Source organism: Vitreimonas sp., from assembly GCF_035627415.1.
Taxonomy (GTDB): Bacteria; Pseudomonadota; Alphaproteobacteria; order Caulobacterales; family Aquidulcibacteraceae; genus Vitreimonas.
The window spans coordinates 275858-293866 of the sequence record NZ_DASPLU010000038.1; the positions used below are offsets into that span (position 1 = coordinate 275858).

Annotated in this window: 16 protein-coding genes; 9 read left to right on the top strand and 7 right to left on the bottom strand. The window is 66.2% G+C overall.

Annotation, left to right across the window (positions count from 1 at the left end):
* The first annotated feature begins 1 nt into the window (after position 1).
* Genes VEA80_RS20165 through VEA80_RS20175 form a run of 3 tightly spaced genes read left to right on the top strand, consistent with a single transcriptional unit; the run spans position 2 to position 3376 of the window.
* The gene (locus VEA80_RS20165; protein WP_325062597.1) at positions 2 to 1174 is read left to right on the top strand and encodes an ABC transporter ATP-binding protein; all 1173 of its coding nucleotides are present in this window, start codon (positions 2 to 4) and stop codon (positions 1172 to 1174) included.
* The gene (locus VEA80_RS20170) at positions 1171 to 1932 is read left to right on the top strand and encodes a gamma-glutamyl-gamma-aminobutyrate hydrolase family protein (RefSeq protein WP_325062598.1); all 762 of its coding nucleotides are present in this window, start codon (positions 1171 to 1173) and stop codon (positions 1930 to 1932) included. The genes VEA80_RS20165 and VEA80_RS20170 overlap by 4 nt, the downstream gene beginning before the upstream one ends.
* 37 nt (positions 1933 to 1969) lie before the next feature.
* Positions 1970 to 3376, top strand: a complete 1407-nt coding sequence (locus tag VEA80_RS20175) for an aspartate aminotransferase family protein (protein ID WP_325062599.1) — start codon at positions 1970 to 1972, stop codon at positions 3374 to 3376.
* Here the strand turns inward: VEA80_RS20175 and VEA80_RS20180 are convergent.
* A complete protein-coding gene (locus VEA80_RS20180; RefSeq protein WP_325062600.1) occupies positions 3373 to 4050 on the bottom strand; it encodes a GntR family transcriptional regulator in 678 nt (225 codons plus the stop codon). The genes VEA80_RS20175 and VEA80_RS20180 overlap by 4 nt on opposite strands.
* A gap of 295 nt (positions 4051 to 4345) precedes the next feature.
* Between VEA80_RS20180 and VEA80_RS20185 the strand changes: the two genes are divergently transcribed.
* Genes VEA80_RS20185 through VEA80_RS20195 form a run of 3 tightly spaced genes read left to right on the top strand, consistent with a single transcriptional unit; the run spans position 4346 to position 7365 of the window.
* On the top strand, positions 4346 to 5710 hold the full coding sequence (locus tag VEA80_RS20185) for a glutamine synthetase family protein (RefSeq protein ID WP_325062601.1): 1365 nt from the start codon (positions 4346 to 4348) through the stop codon (positions 5708 to 5710).
* A 4-nt stretch (positions 5711 to 5714) separates the two neighbouring features.
* On the top strand, positions 5715 to 6083 hold the full coding sequence (locus VEA80_RS20190) for a VOC family protein (protein WP_325062602.1): 369 nt from the start codon (positions 5715 to 5717) through the stop codon (positions 6081 to 6083).
* Complete coding sequence (locus VEA80_RS20195) at positions 6076 to 7365, top strand: FAD-binding oxidoreductase (protein ID WP_325062603.1); 1290 nt, start codon at positions 6076 to 6078, stop codon at positions 7363 to 7365. Before VEA80_RS20190 ends, VEA80_RS20195 begins: the two co-directional genes overlap by 8 nt.
* A gap of 111 nt (positions 7366 to 7476) precedes the next feature.
* On the opposite strand, the gene eda is transcribed toward VEA80_RS20195, so the two are convergent.
* The 5 genes from eda to VEA80_RS20220 form a co-directional block, all read right to left on the bottom strand.
* Entirely contained in the window at positions 7477 to 8109 is a 633-nt protein-coding gene (eda, locus tag VEA80_RS20200; protein WP_325062604.1) for a bifunctional 4-hydroxy-2-oxoglutarate aldolase/2-dehydro-3-deoxy-phosphogluconate aldolase, read from the bottom strand.
* Positions 8106 to 9101: a sugar kinase gene (locus VEA80_RS20205; RefSeq protein WP_325062605.1), complete on the bottom strand. Its 996-nt coding sequence runs from the start codon at positions 9099 to 9101 to the stop codon at positions 8106 to 8108. The genes eda and VEA80_RS20205 overlap by 4 nt, the downstream gene beginning before the upstream one ends.
* A 21-nt stretch (positions 9102 to 9122) precedes the next feature.
* The gene (kduD, locus tag VEA80_RS20210) at positions 9123 to 9878 is read right to left on the bottom strand and encodes a 2-dehydro-3-deoxy-D-gluconate 5-dehydrogenase KduD (protein ID WP_325062606.1); all 756 of its coding nucleotides are present in this window, start codon (positions 9876 to 9878) and stop codon (positions 9123 to 9125) included.
* A complete protein-coding gene (kduI, locus tag VEA80_RS20215) occupies positions 9875 to 10723 on the bottom strand; it encodes a 5-dehydro-4-deoxy-D-glucuronate isomerase (protein WP_325062607.1) in 849 nt (282 codons plus the stop codon). Before kduI ends, kduD begins: the two co-directional genes overlap by 4 nt.
* 67 nt (positions 10724 to 10790) lie before the next feature.
* On the bottom strand, positions 10791 to 11861 hold the full coding sequence (locus tag VEA80_RS20220) for a LacI family DNA-binding transcriptional regulator (protein ID WP_325062608.1): 1071 nt from the start codon (positions 11859 to 11861) through the stop codon (positions 10791 to 10793).
* A 132-nt stretch (positions 11862 to 11993) separates the two neighbouring features.
* Between VEA80_RS20220 and zwf the strand changes: the two genes are divergently transcribed.
* Together zwf and edd are read left to right on the top strand one after the other, a co-directional pair.
* Positions 11994 to 13463 (top strand): glucose-6-phosphate dehydrogenase, encoded by a 1470-nt coding sequence (zwf, locus tag VEA80_RS20225; RefSeq protein WP_325062609.1) that lies wholly within the window; start codon positions 11994 to 11996, stop codon positions 13461 to 13463.
* Between the two features lies 1 nt (position 13464).
* A complete protein-coding gene (gene edd / locus VEA80_RS20230) occupies positions 13465 to 15294 on the top strand; it encodes a phosphogluconate dehydratase (protein WP_325062610.1) in 1830 nt (609 codons plus the stop codon).
* Here the strand turns inward: edd and VEA80_RS20235 are convergent.
* On the bottom strand, positions 15291 to 16847 hold the full coding sequence (locus VEA80_RS20235; protein ID WP_325062611.1) for an ArnT family glycosyltransferase: 1557 nt from the start codon (positions 16845 to 16847) through the stop codon (positions 15291 to 15293). The genes edd and VEA80_RS20235 overlap by 4 nt on opposite strands.
* 127 nt (positions 16848 to 16974) lie before the next feature.
* On the opposite strand from VEA80_RS20235, the gene VEA80_RS20240 reads away from it, so the two are divergent.
* The gene (locus VEA80_RS20240) at positions 16975 to 17961 is read left to right on the top strand and encodes an agmatine deiminase family protein (protein ID WP_325062612.1); all 987 of its coding nucleotides are present in this window, start codon (positions 16975 to 16977) and stop codon (positions 17959 to 17961) included.
* The last annotated feature ends 48 nt before the right edge of the window (positions 17962 to 18009 follow it).

Genomic DNA, 18009 nt, shown 5'->3' on the forward strand with positions numbered 1-18009 from the left:
GATGACAGACGTTTCGCCCGTTCACACCCAAGCCGACAAGCCGGCGGCGGCCGTGAAGCCGAACCCGATCATCAGTTTCGAAGGGGTCACCAAGCGCTTCGGCAAGACCGTCGCCGTCGACAACGTGACGCTGCAGATTCAGGAGGGCGAGTTCTTCGCACTCTTGGGCCCCTCCGGCTGCGGCAAGACCACATTGCTGCGCATGCTGGCCGGCTTCGAGACGCCGACTGAGGGCCGCATTCTGATCGACGGCAAGGATGTTGCGCCGCTGCCGCCGAACAAGCGGCCGGTGAACATGGTGTTTCAGAGCTATGCGGTGTTTCCACACATGAAAGTGGCGGACAATGTCGCCTACGGCCTGAAGATGGATGGCCTCGCCGCAGGTGAGATCAAGGCGCGCGTCGGCGATGCGCTCGAGCTGGTGAAGCTCGGCGGGCTGGGCGACCGGATGCCGGATCAGCTTTCGGGCGGCCAGCGCCAGCGGGTGGCGCTCGCGCGCGCGCTGGTGAAGCGGCCGCGCGTGCTGCTGTTGGACGAACCGCTCTCGGCGCTCGATGCGAAGCTCCGCGACCAGATGCGTTCGGAGCTGACGTCGCTGCAGGAGAAGGTCGGCATCACCTTCATCATGGTGACGCACGACCAGGACGAGGCGCTCGCCATCGCCACGCGCTGTGCGGTGATGAATCGGGGCGTCTTGGCGCAAGTGGCGACGCCGGCCGATCTCTACGAATTCCCGAACTCGCGCTTCGTCGCCGATTTCGTCGGCAGCGTAAACATGTTCGAGGGCGTGCTGGAGAGGGACGAGCAGAACGAGGCCATGGTGCGCTGTAACGAGCTTTCTGCGCCGGTCTATCTCGATCATGGCGTCACCGGCGCGCGGGGCTCGACCGTGTGGGTGGCTCTGCGCCCCGAGAAGATCGAGATGCACAAGCGCGCCGGCGGCGAGGCGCCGAAGATGGAGGACGCGCCGGCCGGGACCAATGTTGTCGCAGGGGTGATCCGCGACATTGTTTATTTGGGCAGCGAGACCAATTTCGAGGTGGAGTTGGAAGGCGGCCGCCGCGTGAAAACATTCCGTTCCAATCTGACGCGCTACGACCAGGAGGACTTCACCTGGGATGAGCCGGTGTGGCTCGCCTGGCACGCCTGCTCGCCCGCGGTGCTGCTGTCATGAAGCCCGATCAACATCGCCCCGTCCTCGGCGTTATTGCCTGCAACCGCGCGGTCGAGAACCAAGCGGCGCAGGCGGTGATGACGCGCTATCTCAATTCGGCGCTGACCTACGCCGACGCCGCTGGCCTGCTGGTGCCGGCCATGCCGGCGCTGATGCATGCGAAGGAAGTGGCGCCGCGGCTCGACGGGCTCCTGCTCACCGGCACGCCGTCCAACCTCGATCCCAAGCTCTACGGCGAGATCGTCGACGATGCGCCGGGGCCGTTCGATCCCGACCGCGACGAGATGACGGCGGGGCTGATCGAGGCGATGCTCGATCTGGGCAAGCCGGTGTTCGGGATTTGCCGCGGCTTTCAGGAATTGAACGTCGCCTTCGGCGGCACGCTCAGGCGCGATATGGCCGAGCACCCGGAGCTCATCCCGCACCACGCACCGAGCGAGAAGAGCTTCGCGGAGTATTTCGAGCACGTGCATCCGGTCACGCTGAAGGACGGCGGCGTGCTGAGGCGCGCGTACGAGAAGAATGAGCTCGACGTCGTCAGCGTGCACTATCAGGGCGTCGACAAGCTTGGGTCTGGCCTCAACGTCGAAGCTGTGGCGCCCGACGGCGTGATCGAAGCCGTTTCCGCCGAGATCAACGGCGCGCCGGTGCTGGCGGTGCAATGGCACCCCGAGTGGAAGGCGCACGAGAATCCAGAGAGCCAAGTGTTCTTCAAGCTTCTAGGCCGGGCGCTGCGCGGCGAACCGCTTTCGCGCTGACGCGCAACACTGCACTTCATTCGAGGAAAGAACCAACATGGCCGCCCGCAATTACAACATCGCCGAACTCCGCCGGCTGGATGTCGCCCACCATTTGCCGGCGCAGGCCAACTACTCCGAGATCGAAAAGCTCGGCGGCAGTCGCATCATCACCCGCGCGGACGGTTCGACCATTTATGACGGCGACGGCAACGCGATCCTCGACGGCATGGCCGGGCTTTGGTGCGTGAATGTCGGCTACGGGCGCGAGGAGCTGGTGCGCGCGGCGGCGGAACAGATGCAGGAGCTGCCGTTCTACAACACGTTCTTCAAAACGGCGACGCCGCCCACGGTGATGCTGGCGGCGAAACTGGCCGAGCTGCTCGGCGGCAAGCTGCAGCACGTCTTCTTCAATTCGTCAGGTTCTGAAGCGAACGACACCGTCTTCCGCATGGTGCGTCATTACTGGAAAGCCAAGGGCGAGCTCAACCGCACCATCTTCATCAGCCGCTGGAACGCCTATCACGGCTCCACAGTAGCAGGCGCGAGCCTCGGCGGCATGAAGCACATGCACGTCATCGGCGGCCTGCCGATCCCGGGCGTCGAGCACGTAATGCAGCCGTACGCGTTCAACGAAGGCTTCGGCGAAGACGAAGAGAAGTTCGCCGCGCGCGCGGCGCAGGAGATCGAGGATCGAATTCTGCAGGTCGGACCCGAGAACGTGGCCGCGTTCATCGGCGAGCCGGTGCAGGGCGCGGGTGGCGTGATCATTCCGCCGAAGGGCTATTGGAAGCGGGTCGAGGCGATCTGCAAAAGATATGGCGTTCTCCTCGTCAGCGACGAGGTGATCTGCGGCTTCGGCCGGCTCGGCTCATGGTTCGGCTTCCAGCACTTCGGCGTGACGCCGGATCTGGTGGCGATGGCGAAGGGACTTTCGTCGGGATACTTGCCGATCTCCGCCGTCGGCGTGTCGGACGAGATCGTGCAGGTGCTGCGCGAGAAGGGCGGCGAGTTCGTCCACGGCTACACCTATTCGGGCCACCCGGTCTCGGCCGCCGTCGCGCTGAAGAACCTGGAGATCATCGAACGCGAGGCTTTGGTCTATCGTGTGAAGACCGACGCAGGGCCTTATTTCGCCGATGCGCTGAAGCGGCTGGAGGATGACGAGCTGGTGGGCGAGGTGCGCTCGCTCGGCCTGATCGGCGCCATCGAAATCGTCGCCAAGAAGGGCACGAACGAGCGCTTCACCGGCAAGGAAGGCAAGGCCGGGCCGATCGTGCGCGACACCTGCATCAGGAACGGCCTGATGGTGCGCGGCATCCGCGACTCGATCGTGATGTGCCCACCGCTGATCATCACGCACGCGGAGATCGATCGCATGATCGACATCATCGCCCGCTCGCTCCGCGAAGCCGAGCCGGCGCTGCGTGCGCTGCCGGCGGACGATCCGGGCGGGTTGGGCTAGGCGTTAGGGGCGAGTCCGTCCTCACTCACCAGCCCCGTCCGGCTGATGAGGCCCATGCCGTCGCCAATGTCGGCGGCGATGGCGGCGCGCAGCGCATCGGCGTCGCGCGCCTGGATCGCGGCGATCGCAGCCTGGTGATTGTCGTTGAGTGGGGCGTTGGCGACGCGCCCATAGACGAGGCGCATGAACGGGCCGAACTGCAGCCAGAGCGTTTCGATCAGCTGCAGCAGCGTACGCCGGTTCTGGGCCCGATAGAGCGTGAAGTGGAAAGCGTGATTGCACTGCATGTAGGCGTCGGCGTCGCCGCTGAGGATCGCGGCGTCGAGCTTGGCGTCGATCTCGCGCAGCGCGCGCATGTGCGCGGCTTCGAGATGCGGCAGCGCCAGCGCCGCGGCCTCCGGCTCCAGCAGCAGACGGCAGCGCAGCAAATCGTCGAAGCGCTCCGCGGTCATCGCCGGCACGCGTATGCGCCGCTTCGAACGGATGGCGACCGCGCCTTCTGCGGCGAGGCGCGACAGGGCATCGCGCACCGGCGTCTGGCTCACACCGAGTTCCGCGGCGATCGAGCGGGTGGAGAGTTCGTGCCCCGGCGACATGCGTCCGGTCACCAGGCGCGTGCGCAATTCGTTGTAGACGGCCGTGTTCAGGCCTTCTTCGGCGTCATCGTGGATCATGATGGCGCAACCGTAAGGGAAACTGCAGCCGACGCCACCGGAAATCGACAGATCAGCGCATTCGCCGCGCGCGCGGCTGCGCTTGACTAGGTGCGAGGCGACCGCACATTATGCCGCATCAGGTGACTTATGCGCCCCCGCGGCCTTCCTGCGAAGGCGAATGGGCGCGGCTCGCCGGCAGCGCGCAACGTGTGCTGCATGGTCCAGGCGCCGCGCTTGTTTGATCGACAATCATTCGCGGTGATCCGCGCCGGACCGGCGCGCGGCGCACATTCACGCAACGCATCGGTGTGTCATGGCGGATAAGAGCTTCGCAAGCTGGATCAAGGAACGCGGCATCGGCGAGATCGAGTGCCTGGTCCCCGATCTCAACGGCGTCATTCGCGGTAAGGTGTTCCCGGCGCAGAAATTTCTTCAGAGCGAGCGCGACGGTTCGCTGCGCATTCCATCGAGCATCTATCTGCTGACGGTGACGGGCGAATATGCCGATGACGCCGACGAATCGATCTCGATGCAGGATCCGGACGTGGTGCTGCGCCCCAATCTGGAAACCATCTGCGTCGCGCCGGGCTACAAGACGCCGACGGCATTCGTGTTCGCCGATGCTTATCACACCAGCGGCGAGCCGTACGACATCGCGCCGCGTTACGTGCTGAAGCGCGTGGTCGAGCTTTACGAGAAATTGGGCTTGAGGCCGGTCGTCGCGCCGGAGCTCGAATTCTATCTCACTCAGGTGAACACCGATCCCGATCTGCCGCTCGCGCCGCCGGCGGGCCGCTCGGGCCGCTCCGAGACGGCGCCGCAGCCTTATGGGCTCGAGGCCATCACCGAGTACGAAGACTTGATCGAGACCATTTACGAGCACGCTGAAGCGGCCTCGCTCCATCTCGACACGATGATCCACGAAAGCGGCACGGCGCAGCTCGAGATCAATTTCAATCACGGTGATCCGGTGCACGTGTCGGATCAGGTGCTGGTGTTCAAGCGCATCGTCCGCCAGGTCGCGCTTAAGCACGGCGTCTACGCCACCTTCATGGCCAAGCCGATGGAGAACCAGCCGGGCAGTGCGATGCATCTGCACGTCTCGGTCGTTGACGCCAAGAAGGGCGACAATTTGTTCAGCGCCCCCGCTGCAGAGGGGAGCGACGGCAACACCGAGCTGTTCCGCCATTTCGTCGGCGGGCTGCAGAAATATCTCGGCGAATGCACGCCGCTCTATGCGCCGAACGTGAACTCGTTCCGCCGCATGCGGCCGGACTTCTCCGCGCCGATCAATCTGCAATGGGGCTACGACAACCGCTCGTGCGGGCTGCGCGTGCCGATTTCGCAAGCGGAGAACCGGCGCATCGAGAATCGCCTGCCCGGCGCCGACGCCAACCCCTATCTCGCCATCGCGGCGGTGCTGGTGTGCGGCTATATCGGCATGCGCGACAAGCTGGAGCCCGCCGCGATGGTGCAGGGCAGCGCCTACAGATGGGCCCGCACGCTGCCGCGGACGCTGCGCGAGGGCCTCGACCGCTTCAAGGAATGCAAGCCGGTGATCGAACTGCTCGGCCCGCACTTCTGCAACGCGTTCCAAATGATCAAGGATCACGAGCTCGGCAATTTCGAAGGCGTGATCAGCTCGTGGGAGCGCGACCACTTGTTGCTGAAAGTGTGACGCGGTGAGCGCGCGCATTCAACGCGTGAGCTTCGTGTTGGCCGTGCATGATCTGGCGCGCTCGACGGCATATTGGCGCGATGTTTTGGGCTGGACGCTGGAGTTCGACGATCCGGGCAATTGGAGCTTCATGTTCCGCGACCGCGTCGGCGTGCATCTGGGCGAGTGCAAGGATGCGATCGCGCCGGCAGAGCTGGGGGATCATTCATATTTCGGCTACGTCGTGATGGACGACGTCGACGCGTATCATGCCGAGATCAGCGCGCGGGGCGCCGAGTGCCGTGCGCCGGAAGACAAGCCCTGGGGCATGCGCGAGATGGTCGTGCGCACGATCGACGGTCACCGCATGATGTTCGCGCAACAGCTTGGCTGATCACTTCAACTCCGGGCTCGGTATGGAGCGGTCGTACTATGTGGCGACCGCCAACGCCTTCGCGCCCGCCGCCAAGCTGGAGGGGGAGAAGCGCGCTGACGTCGTCGTCATCGGCGGCGGCTACACCGGATTGCATGCGGCGCTGAGTGCGGCGGAGCGCGGCTTCTCGGTCGTTCTGCTGGAGGCTGGCCGCATCGGCTGGGGCGCGTCGGGCCGCAACGGCGGTCAGATGATTCCGGGCTGGCGCAAGGGCGCGACAGAGCTAATCAACCGGTACGGACGCGCACAGGCGAAGGCGCTGTTCGAAATGGCGTTGGCGGCGCGAACGATGACCTTGGAGCGCATCGCCAGGCACAACATCCAATGCGATCTGCATGTGAGCGGTCACCTGACGTTGGCGACGAAGCCAGGCGATCCCGCGTGGATGCGGCAGGAAGCGGCGGCATTGGCCGAGGCGATGGACTATCCGCACGCGCGTGTGCTGAGCGCCACGGAAGCGTGCGAGAAGATGGCGGCGGAGGGCTTTCACGGCGGTCTGCTCGATGAATGCGGCGGGCAGCTGCATCCGCTGAACTATGCGCTGGGTCTGGCCGATGCAGCGCGCGCCGCGGGCGTGCAGCTGCATGAGCATGCGCGCGTGGTGAGGCTGGACACGCGCGAAGGCGTCGCCGCGCATACCGAGAGCGGCGTCGTGCGCGCCCGGCATGGCGTGCTGGCGTGCGACGCCCTGTTGGAGGGGCTGGAGCCGCGCATCGCTCGGCGCATCATGCCGGTGGCGAATTATCTGATCGCGACCGCGCCGCTCGAACGTCCCGAATCGCTGATCGCCGATCATCTCGCCGTCAGCGACAGCCGTTTCGTGGTGAACTATTTCCGCATGAGCGAGGATGGCCGCCTCATCTTCGGTGGCGGCGAACGCTACAGCCCGAAGCCGCCGGGGGACATCGCCGCGTTCGTGCGCGCGCATATGCTGCGCATCTTCCCGCAACTGCGCGGCGTGCGCATCGACTATGCCTGGGGCGGGCTCGTCTCGATCACGATGTCGCGGCTGCCGCATATCGGCCGTCACGGCGATCTCTTTTTTGCCCACGGCTATTCCGGCCAGGGCGTGCTCATGCCGGCGCTCGCGGGCAAGGTGCTGGCCGAGGCGATGACAGGCACGGCGGAGAAGTTCGATGTGCTGACCCAGATCGCGCCGCCGGAGTTTCCAGGGGGCGGCGCGCTGCGCTCGCCGCTCTACGTTTTGGGCATGCTTTGGTACGCGTTGCGCGACCGGCTTTGAGTCGGACCGGCAGTCGTGTGACGCGTCACCCTTCGACAAGCTCAGGGTGACGCGACTGAGATGGCGGCGCCGACCACCAGCGTCAGCCTGAGCCTGTCGAAGGCGGCGTGGTCAGCGCAACGCCGCGGCTTGCCGTGCAGCGTTTTCGATCCCAACCCAATCGCCCGCTCTGATCCTCTCCGCCGGCGCGATCCACGAGCCGCCGACGCACAGGACGTTGCCGAGCGCGAGATAGCTCGGCGCCTTTTCGATCGTGACGCTGCCGGTGGGGCAGAAGCGCACGTTCGGAAATGGCCCCGCCATGGCTTTGAGGCCGCTGGGCCCGCCGAGCTGTTCGGCGGGAAAGAACTTGAAGCAGGTGAAGCCGTATTCGAGTCCGTTTTGGATTTCGCCCGCGGTAGCAACGCCCGGAATGAACGGCGCGGCGCGGTCGCGCGCGGCGGCCAACAGCTTCGGCGTCGCGCCGGGCGAGAGGGCGTAGCGCGCGCCGGCGGTGAAGGCGGTTTCGAGATCGTCCGGCGTCAGCACGGTGCCGGCGCCGATCACCATCTCCGACGCCTCGCGCGCGACGGCGCGGATCGCATCGAGCGCGGCTGGCGTGCGCAGCGTGATCTCGATCGTGCGGATGCCGCCGGCGAGCAGGGCGCGCGCGAGTGGAACCGCCTGCGCGGCGTCGTCGATCACGACCACCGGCATGACCGGCGAGAGGCGCAGCACTTCCTCGGACGTCAGCCGTTCGCTCATCGCCGCACATCCGAGCCGGAATTGGAGAGATAGAATTGCACGTCGGCCGCCGTGGAGAGGTTGAAGTCTCCCGGAATGTAGTGCTTGAGGCAGGCGGCGGCGAGAGCGAAGTCGAGCATTGCTTGTTCGCCGGCGCCGCTCACGAGGCCATGCAGCACGCCAGCGGCGAAAGCGTCGCCGCCGCCGATGCGGTCGACGATGCCGGTTATCGTGTGCGTGCGGGTGCGCGTCGCGCCGGTGCGGGTGAAGCTGACGGCGCTCAGCTCATGATGATCGGCGCTGATCACTTTGCGCGCCGTGGAGGCGAGGCGCTGCAGATTCGGGTAGCGCTCGAACGCGATCTTCGCTGCAGCCTCGTCGCTGTCGATGCGGTGGCCGGTGAGCAGCGAGAGGTCGCGCGCTTCGGCGAAGGCGAGATCGGCTTCGGCGAACAGGGCGTCCAGCGTCGCGGTCGGATCGCCGCCGCGCGCTTCCCAAAGCTTGGCGCGGAAGTTGGCGTCGTAGGAGACGCGTACGCCGGCGGCGCGCGCCGCCTTCATGGCGCGGTGCGCTGCGTCCGCCGCATTGGCGCTGACAGCGGGCGTGACGCCGGAGACGTGCAGCCAATCGGCGCCTTCGAGTGCGGCGCTCCAATCGATGGCGTCAGGCGCGGCGAGCGCGAAGGCCGACTGCGCGCGGTCGTAGAGCACGTCGGAAGGGCGCAAGCCCGCGCCCGAGGTGAGAAAGTAGAGGCCGAGGCGCCCGGCGCCGGTCAGCACCGAACGCGTATCGACGTTCCAGCGGCGCAGCTCGGCAAGAGCGCCGTGCGCCAGCGCGTTGTCGGGCAGGATGCTCGCCATGCGCGCCTCGTGGCCGAACCGCGCCAGCGAAACGGCGACATTGGCTTCGGCGCCCCCAGCATAGGTGTCCAGACGCGGCGTCTGCAGCATGAGCTCGCGTCCCGGCGCCGAGAGCCGGATCAGGATTTCGCCGAAACAGACGATACGCGCCACGTGTGCTCCTTGAGGCTCGCTTCAGCGTGCGAGCCAGCCGCCATCGACCGGAATGATCGCGCCGTGCACGTAATCCGAGGCTGCGCTGGCGAGGAAGACCGCGGCGCCGCCGAGATCGGACGCTTCGCCCCAACGGCCCGCCGGGATGCGATCGAGAATTTGCTGGTTGCGCGCCGCGTCGGCGCGCAGCGCTTCGGTGTTGTCGGTGGTCATGTAGCCAGGCGCGATGGCGTTGACGTTGACGCCCTTGCTCGCCCACTCGCACGCGAGCAGCTTGGTGATGCCGGCGAGGCCGCTCTTGCTCGCAGTGTACGAAGGCACGCGAATGCCGCCCTGGAACGAGAGCATCGAGGCGATATTGATGATCTTGCCGCGGCCTTGCGCGATCATGTGACGCCCGCACGCTTGGGCGAGGAAAAAGGCGGACTTCAGATTGGTGTCGATGACCGCATCCCAATCGTCCTCGCTGAAATCGACGGAATCGTTGCGGCGGATAACGCCCGCATTGTTGACGAGGATGTCAACCTTCCCGAATTCGCCGACAGTGCGCTCGACGATGCCGGCGATCGGCTTGGTCGAGGAAAGATCGGCTTCGATCGAGACAAACTTGCGGCCGAGCGCCTTCACTCGCGCGCCTGTTTCGCTGGCGGCGCGGCGGCTCGTCGAAACAATGTCGGCGCCGGCCTGCGCGAGCGCGACGGCGATGGCCTGGCCGAGGCCGACATTGCCGCCGGTGACGATGGCGGCCTTCCCTGAAAGATCGAAGAGATTGCTCATTTCAACTGACAAATATCGAGCACGTTCATGTCGGTGTAGTCGAGGTTTTCCCCGCCCATTGCCCAAATGAACGTGTAGTTCGCAGTGCCGGAGCCCATATGAATCGACCAGGGCGGCGAGACAACCGCCTCTTCATTGGCCATTACGATGTGCCGGTTCGAATCCGGCTCGCCCATGAAGTGGAAGACGCGGTCGTTCTCGCCGAGGCCAAAATAGAAATACACTTCCGAGCGGCGGTCGTGCAGGTGTGGCGGCATCGTATTCCAGACGCTGCCGGTCTTCAGCTCGGTCAGACCGAGCAGGAGCTGGCACGACTTCACCGTAGCGGGCACGATGTATTGATAGATGGTGCGTTCGTTCGAGGTCGCGAGCGCGCCGCGTTCGAGCGGCACGGCCTTCTCGATCGAGATCTTCGCCACGTCGTAGCGCGCGTGCGCCGGCGTCGAGGTGAGGTAGAATTTGGCGGGATTGGCTTTGTCGACTGAGCTGAACTCCACGTTTTCCGATCCCATCGGCACGTAGAGACCGTCCTTCGGTTGCAGCTCGTAGGCCTGGCCGTCGACCTTCACGATGCCCTGGCCGGCGCCGACATTGATGACGCCCAGTTCGCGCCGCTCCAGGAACGGCTTGCCCGCGGCGGACGCGGGCTCCGACTGCGTCGGCAGCGCCAGCGTCTTCGTCACCGGCGCCGCGCCGCCGATGACGAAGCGCTCGTAGTGCAGATAGTTGAGCGCGATCTCGTCCGGCGCGAACAGGTTCTGGATCAGGTAGCGGTCGCGCAGCTGGTCGTTCGAGACGCCCTCCATGCTGTCCGGATGGGTGGCGTGGTAGGTCTTCTTGAACATGAGCGGCTCCCTCGGCCTTTGGTAACCGGTGTCAGAGTCCGGTGCAAGCGGGTTCGCCCAAGGTATTCTACCGCGGCGCAGGGCCGGTGGAATCCCGGACGACGAGCGCGGGCGATGTCGCCGGCGCCGCTTCGCGCGGATGCTCCTCCTCGTCGGCTTCGGTCGCGCCGATCAGCTTTTCCGCGGCCATGCGGCCGATCTCGCGCGTCGGCGTGCGCACCGTTGTCAACGGCGGCCAGACGCTGGAGGCGATCTGGAAGTCGTCGAAGCCGACGACGGAGACGTCGTCCGGACATTTGAGCCCGGCGCGGCGGATCGCGTGCAGCACGCCGGCGGCCATCTCGTCGTTGGCGGCGAAGATCGCAGTCGGTCGCGGGCTGAGCTTCAACAGCTCGGCGCCGCACGAGATGCCGGTCTCGAACGTGTAGGCGCCCTGCATGACGTGATCGTCGGGCAGCTTGAGTTTGCGGTCTTTCAGCCCTTCTTCGAAGCCGCCGCGCCGCTCGTGCGAGGAGCGGAAGGAGGGTGGGCCCGAGATGAAGCCGATGCGGGTGTGGCCGAGTTCGGCCAGATGCCGAGCCGCGGCGCGCCCGCCCAAGCGATCGTTTGAAACGATGATGTGCTCGGGCTCGTCCACCGGCACTGAGGCGATGCGGATATAGGCGCAGCCGACTTCGTCGAGGATCGCCTTGACGCGATCGTCCTCCGACACCGAGGGCGTCAGCACAACGCCGGAGAGCTTTTGGCGTTCGATGAAGCGGCGGAAGTCGGCGAGGAAGGTCGGATTGTTGCGGTTGCAGGGATGTACGACGAGTTCGTAGCCGGAGCCGCGCATCGCATCGAGCATGCCCAATTGCATGTTCACGACGTATTGCGGGTTCGGATTGTCGTAGACGAGGCCGATCAGGAACGAACGGCGGAAGGCGAGGCCGCGCGCCTGCGGATCGGGCGAGAAGCCGATCTCGGCGATGATGCGGTTGATGTTCTCGCGCGTCTCTTCCTTGACGAACGGCGACTGGTTGATGACGCGCGAGACCGTCTTCTTGGAGACGCCCGCCAGGCGCGCCACATCGTTGATGGTGGGCTTCTTTTCCCCGCCCAGGCCGCGCCGGGGCGGCGGGTTGTCGTCATCGGCCATAATTGCCCCGCATGGGCGGACCATAGGCGCCGCCGGCCGGCGTTGGCAACGCAATTGTCGCGGGACAATTATGCTGCGACAAACGCTTCGCCTCTGTTTGCGCCGCAGCGCGAAACCTAGTTTGTATGCGACATGGCCGAGTTCATTCCCGTTCCTCCGTTCGACCTCGTCGTTTTTGGCGCGACCGGCGATCTCTCGCTTCGCAAACTCTTCCCCTCGCTGCTGCACCGTTATCTCGACGGCCAGATTCCGCCGCAGTCGCGGATCATCGGCGCAGCCCGCTCGGACCTCGACACCGAAGCGTTCCGGCAGATGGTGCACGAGAGCCGCGGCAAGTTCGCGCCCGGCGCCTGCGTGGACGAGGCTAAGTGCGCCGAGTTCATGAGTCATGTGCATTATGCGCGGCTCGATGCTTCGGCGCCGGCGAACGAGTGGGGCGCGCTGAAACAGGCGCTTGCGAACGGCGGCGGCAATGTGCGCATCTTCTATCTCTCGACCGCGCCCTCGCTGTTCGTGACGATCGCGCAGCGCTTGGCGGAAACGGGCCTCGCGACGCCGGATTCGCGCATTGTGCTGGAAAAGCCGATCGGGCGAGATCTCGCCTCCTCGCGCGAGATCAATGACGGTGTCGGCGCTGTCTTCGACGAACACCGCACGTTCCGGATCGATCACTATCTCGGCAAAGAGACGGTGCAGAACCTTCTGGTGCTGCGCTTCGCCAACATGCTGATCGAGCCGGTATGGTCGCGCGCCTACATCGACCATGTCCAGATCACGGTGGCGGAGGAACTGGGCGTCGAAGGCCGCGCCGATTACTACGACAAATCCGGCGCGCTCAGGGACATGGTGCAGAACCATTTGCTGCAGCTCTTGTGTCTGGTCGCGCTCGAGTCGCCGAACTCGATGGAGGCGGACGCGATCCGCACCGAGAAGCTCAAAGTGCTGTCGGCGCTGCGCCGCATCGAGGCCAAGGACGCGGCGTCGAAAACGGTGCGCGGGCAATACAGGGCAGGCCTTGTGAACGGCGGCAAGGCGCCGGCTTACGCCGATGAAGTCGGCAAGGTGACCAAGACCGAGACGTTCGTCGCGATCAAGGCCGAGGTCGACAATTGGCGCTGGGCCGGCGTGCCGTTCTATTTGCGCACCGGCAAGCGCATGAGCGCGCGGCGCTCCGAGATCGTGGTGCAGTTCAAGGATACGCCGGTGCCGATGTTCGGCGCGGACGCGGGCTCGCCGAACAAATTGGTGTTGCGACTGCAGCCGGATGAAGGCGTGCGGCTTTGGCTCAACATGAAGGAACCGGGGCCGGGGGGTCTGCGGGTGAAAACGGCGGCGCTCGATCTTTCGTTCGCGGAGGAGTTCGGCGGCGTGCGCTACCCGGACGCCTACGAGCGGCTGCTGATGGACATCGTCCGCGGCAACCTCGCGCTGTTCATGCGCCGCGATGAAGTCGACGCCGCCTGGATGTGGGCCGACGCGCTGCTCGCGGCGTGGCGCCAGGCGGGCGTCGAGCCATATGGCTATGCGGCGGGCTCTAATGGCCCGACTCAATCGGCGCTGATGCTGGATCGCGACGGCAGGGCTTGGTGGGATCCGGAATGAAATGACTGAACTCAATTCAAGCATAGAGCAGGTCACCGAACGCATCCGCCAGCGCAGCGCCAAGCGCCGGCGCCGCTATCTCGATCTGATCGAGGCGTACGACCCGACAAAGCCTGCGCGGGTGAAGATCGCTGAGGCGAACCGCGCGCATGGCGCGGCGGGCTGCGCCGTCCAGGACAAGATCGAGCTGCTCGGCGGCCAGTGGCCGTCGATCGGCATCGTCACGGCCTATAACGAGATGTTGTCGGCGCATGCGCCGTACGAGCGCTTCCCGGAAATCATCCGCAGAGCGGCGCGCGAAGTGGGCGCCGTGGCGCAGGTCGCGGGCGGCGTGCCGGCGATGTGCGACGGCGTCACGCAGGGCTTCGAAGGCATGGAGCTTTCGCTGTTCTCGCGCGACGTGATCGCGCTTTCGACGGCGGTTTCGCTCTCGCATGCGACCTTCGACGCCGCGCTGCTGCTGGGCATTTGCGACAAGATCGTGCCCGGCCTGCTGATCGGCGCGCTCAGGTTTCCCTGGCTGCCGGCGATCCTGGTCCCGGGCGGGCCGATGCCATCGGGCTTGCCGAACAAGGAGAAGGCGGCGCGCCGCCAGCTCTTCGCCGAAGGCAAGATCGGCCGTGAGGAGCTGCTGCAGGCGGAGGCTGAGAGCTATCATTCGCCCGGCACCTGCACCTTCTACGGCACCGCCAACTCCAATCAGATGATGATGGAGCTGATGGGTCTGCACATGCCGAACGCCGCGTTCGTCAATCCGAATACGCCATTGCGCGATGCGCTCACGGTGGCGGCGGCGAAGCGGGCGGCGCAGATCACAGGCCTCGGCGACGATTATCGGCCGATCGGGCGGTTGGTCGACGAGCGCGCCATCGTCAACGCGATGGTCGGGCTGATGGCGACGGGCGGCTCGACCAACCACTTCATTCATCTGCCAGCGATCGCGGCGGCGGCCGGGATCGAGCTGCTGTGGGACGATTTCGGCGACGTCGCGCGCGTGACGCCGCTCCTGGCCAAGGTCTATCCGAACGGCTCCGCCGACGTGAACCATTTCCGCGACGCCGGCGGCATGGCGTTTCTGACGCGCGAGCTGCTGGGCCTGGGGCTCGTGCACGGCGACATCGCGACGGTGGTGGGCGATACGCTCGAGGACTACACGCGCGAGCCGTGGCTCGACGGCGAGGGCCTCGTTTGGCGCGATGCGCCGGAACAGAGCCGCGATGAAGCCGTCGTCCGCCCCGGCGCCAATCCGTTCCAACCGACTGGCGGGCTCGTGGTGATGAGCGGCGGGCTCGGCCGCGCCTGTGCGAAGACGTCGGCCGTCGGCGCGCCGTTCATGAATGTGGAAGCGCCGGCGCGCGTGTTCGATTCCCAGGGCGAAGTGCAGGCGGCGTTCCGCGCCGGCGAACTGGATCGCGATTGCGTCATCGTCGTGCGCGGGCAGGGGCCGCGCGCGAATGGAATGCCCGAGCTGCACAAATTGATGCCGCTGATGGGCGCGCTGCAGGACCGCGGCTTCAAGGTCGCTTTGGTGACGGACGGGCGCATGTCCGGCGCGAGCGGCAAGGTGCTGGCGGCGATCCATGTCACGCCTGAAGCCGCTGAGGGCGGCCCGCTGGCGAAAGTGCGCGATGGCGACGTGCTGCGTGTCGACGGCGAAAGCGGCGAACTCGACGTCCTCTCGCCGCCGGACTGGCGCGATCGCGCGCCGGCGCAGCTCGATCTCGCGGCCAACGCGCGCGGCGTGGGCCGCGAGCTGTTCTCTCTGTTCCGCGCCAACGCCGTCAGCGCCGAGCGCGGCGGCTCGGCGTTCCCGGACTACGATCCGATCTAATCGCCGCTGCGGGCGGCGTCGAGCCGCTCCTGGAACGCAGCGTCGCGCGGCGCCGGCGCAAAGCCCTCGCCGACCGAGATATCCATCTCGCGGTTGACGCCGCCGCCGAGCGGCACAGTGAGATGCTCGACCGTGCGGAACACGGTGAAGTCGCCGGCGACGAAGGGAATGTAACTTGGCTGCAGATGCACGACGAGCACGCGGCCGCTTTCTTCGGCGCGCATCGGATCGCTCGCTTCGGCCGAGTTGTAAGCCTCGGCCTGCAGCAGCCACATCCGCACCGGCGGCAGCGGCGCGCCGGCGCGGCGTGCGTGGCGCCAGTAATAATTCAGCTCGAAATAGGTGGCGCGGTCGTCGACCAGCACCGCGGTGAACGGCGCTTCGCCCGGCTGCGTCGCTGCGCGAAGAGCGATCTCGCGCGCGGTCTGATCCCAGCCTTGCGCGGTGCGGATGCCCTTCGCCTGGTTCGCCAAACCCGGCATGGTGACGACGACGAAGGCGAGCGCGACGCCGATCGCGGCGTTGACGACGTTGCTGCCGACGAGCCAGCGGCGGCCATTCGCGGACGTGAACAGAAGTCCCGTCATCCAGACAATGATCGCCGGATAGGCCACGGCGGCCCAGTTCGCATTGGCGCGCGAGATGAAGGCGATCGCCGAAATGAACACGAACGGCGGCAGGATGTACGCGAGCAGGAACTTGTCTTCGGTCACCAACGCATCGCGCCGCGTGAAGGCGCGCCAGATCGCCCAGAAGGCGGCGAAAAACACGATCGGCCCGAGCACGCCGGCCTGCCCGCCGATAAACTCGAACAGCTCGTCCAGATGGAACATGTCGCCGAGATCGAGGCTCGCATTCGAGGCGGTGTGGCGCGCCGTGGCGAAGCCGTTGTTGACGTTCCAGACGATGTTCGGCGTCACGATCGCGGCGGCGATCAGGCCGGCGACCAGCCCGCGTCCGCCGGCGAGCGCTTGGCGCACGGTCTCCATCCGCCAGGCCGCGAACGCGGTGCAGACGATGAAGTAGAGCATCGCGTATTTCGCCAGTACGCCGAGCCCGAGGAACACGCCGATGACGGCGGCCCAAGCCATGGCGCGCGTGTTGACGAGCCGCCACATGGCGTAAAGCGCAATCGTCCAAAGCGGCAGCAGCACTGCGTCGGTGGAGATGAGCGCCGAGCTGAAAAACACGCCGGGCAGCAATAGCCAGCCGAGCCCGGCCCAGAATCCCGGCCAGGCGCCGTACATCGAACGCGTGAGCGCGAACACGCCGCCGGCCGCAACGGCGTGCGCCAGCGGCGCGCCGAGACGCACCGCCCATTCCGCGTCCGTGCCCATCAGCGCCGTGGTCGCGCCGATCACCCAGGCCACCATCGGCGGCTTGGTGAAGTAGCCCCAGTCGAAAGTGCGGGACCACATCCAGTATTGCGCTTCGTCGAAATAAAGCCCGAGCGGGCTCTCGAACAAAGCCCAGATCCGCACGGCGGTGAGCGCGAGCAGCACGGCGAGAAACGCCAGTGTCGCGCGGTCGAAGGCGGCCCGGGTTGCGGTCATCAAGCTCTCGGTTTTGTCCCCTGCGCCTCTTAGCGGAGGCGGGCCCACGGCGCCAGAACGGCCACGCACTTGTGTTGAGGCCAAACGTGCCTATCTGGCGTCGTTCGCATGCGCTAAGGAGCGGCCCATGACGACGATTCCTGCTGAATGGCGCCCGCACAAGGCGATTTGGACCGGCTGGCCCTCCGCGGCCGATCTCTGGGGCGAGGATCTGGAGCCCGCGCGCGCGGAAGTCGCCGCGATGGTGCGCGCGCTCTGGGACGAGGGCCGCGGCGACAAGGTGCGCATCATGGCGTACGGGCGCGAAGCGGAAGCGACAGCCAAACTGGCGCTCGGCCAGGCGGCGGACGTGATTCCGGGCGATTTCGGCGACATCTGGTTCCGCGACAGCGGCCCGATCTTCACGAGCGACGGCAAGGCGCTCGGCTTTCAGTTCAACGGCTGGGGCGGCAAGTACGTGCTGCCGCACGACGACAAGGTCAGCGCCCGCATGGCGCTGATCGCGGGGGCCGAGTTCAAGATGCACGACTTCATCCTCGAAGGCGGCGCGATCGAGATGGACGGCGAAGGCACATTGATCACGACGCGCCAGTGCCTGCTCAACCCGAACAGGAATGCGCACTGGACCGAGGAGGGCGCCGAGATTGCTTTGAAGCGCGCGCTCGGGATCGAGAAGGTGCTGTGGCTCGATGAAGGGCTGATGAACGATCACACCGACGGGCACATCGACAACCTCGCGCGCTTCGTCGCGCCGGGCGTGGTCGTGTGTCAGGCGCCGTTCAGCCGCGACGATCCGAACCACGACGTGCTGGAGGAGATCGCACTGGCGCTCGGCGGCATGCGCGATGCGCAGGGCCGCAAGCTTGAGGTCGTGCGCATCCCTTCGCCGGGCGCTGTCGAGGATGAGGACGGCGACGCCGTGCCGGCGAGCCATATGAATTTCGTCATCGGCAATTCGACCGTGGTCGTGCCGATCTATTCGGGCAGCGGCGACGACGCCGTGAACGCGCTCGCGCCGCTGTTTCCGAGCCGCAAGGTGATCGGGCTTTCGTCTCACGCGATCCTCACCGGCGGCGGCTCGTTCCACTGCATCACGCAGCAGGAGCCGGCGTGATGGGTGCGCATGTCCGCGCTGCTTATGAATCCCGTCATCCTGGGGCGC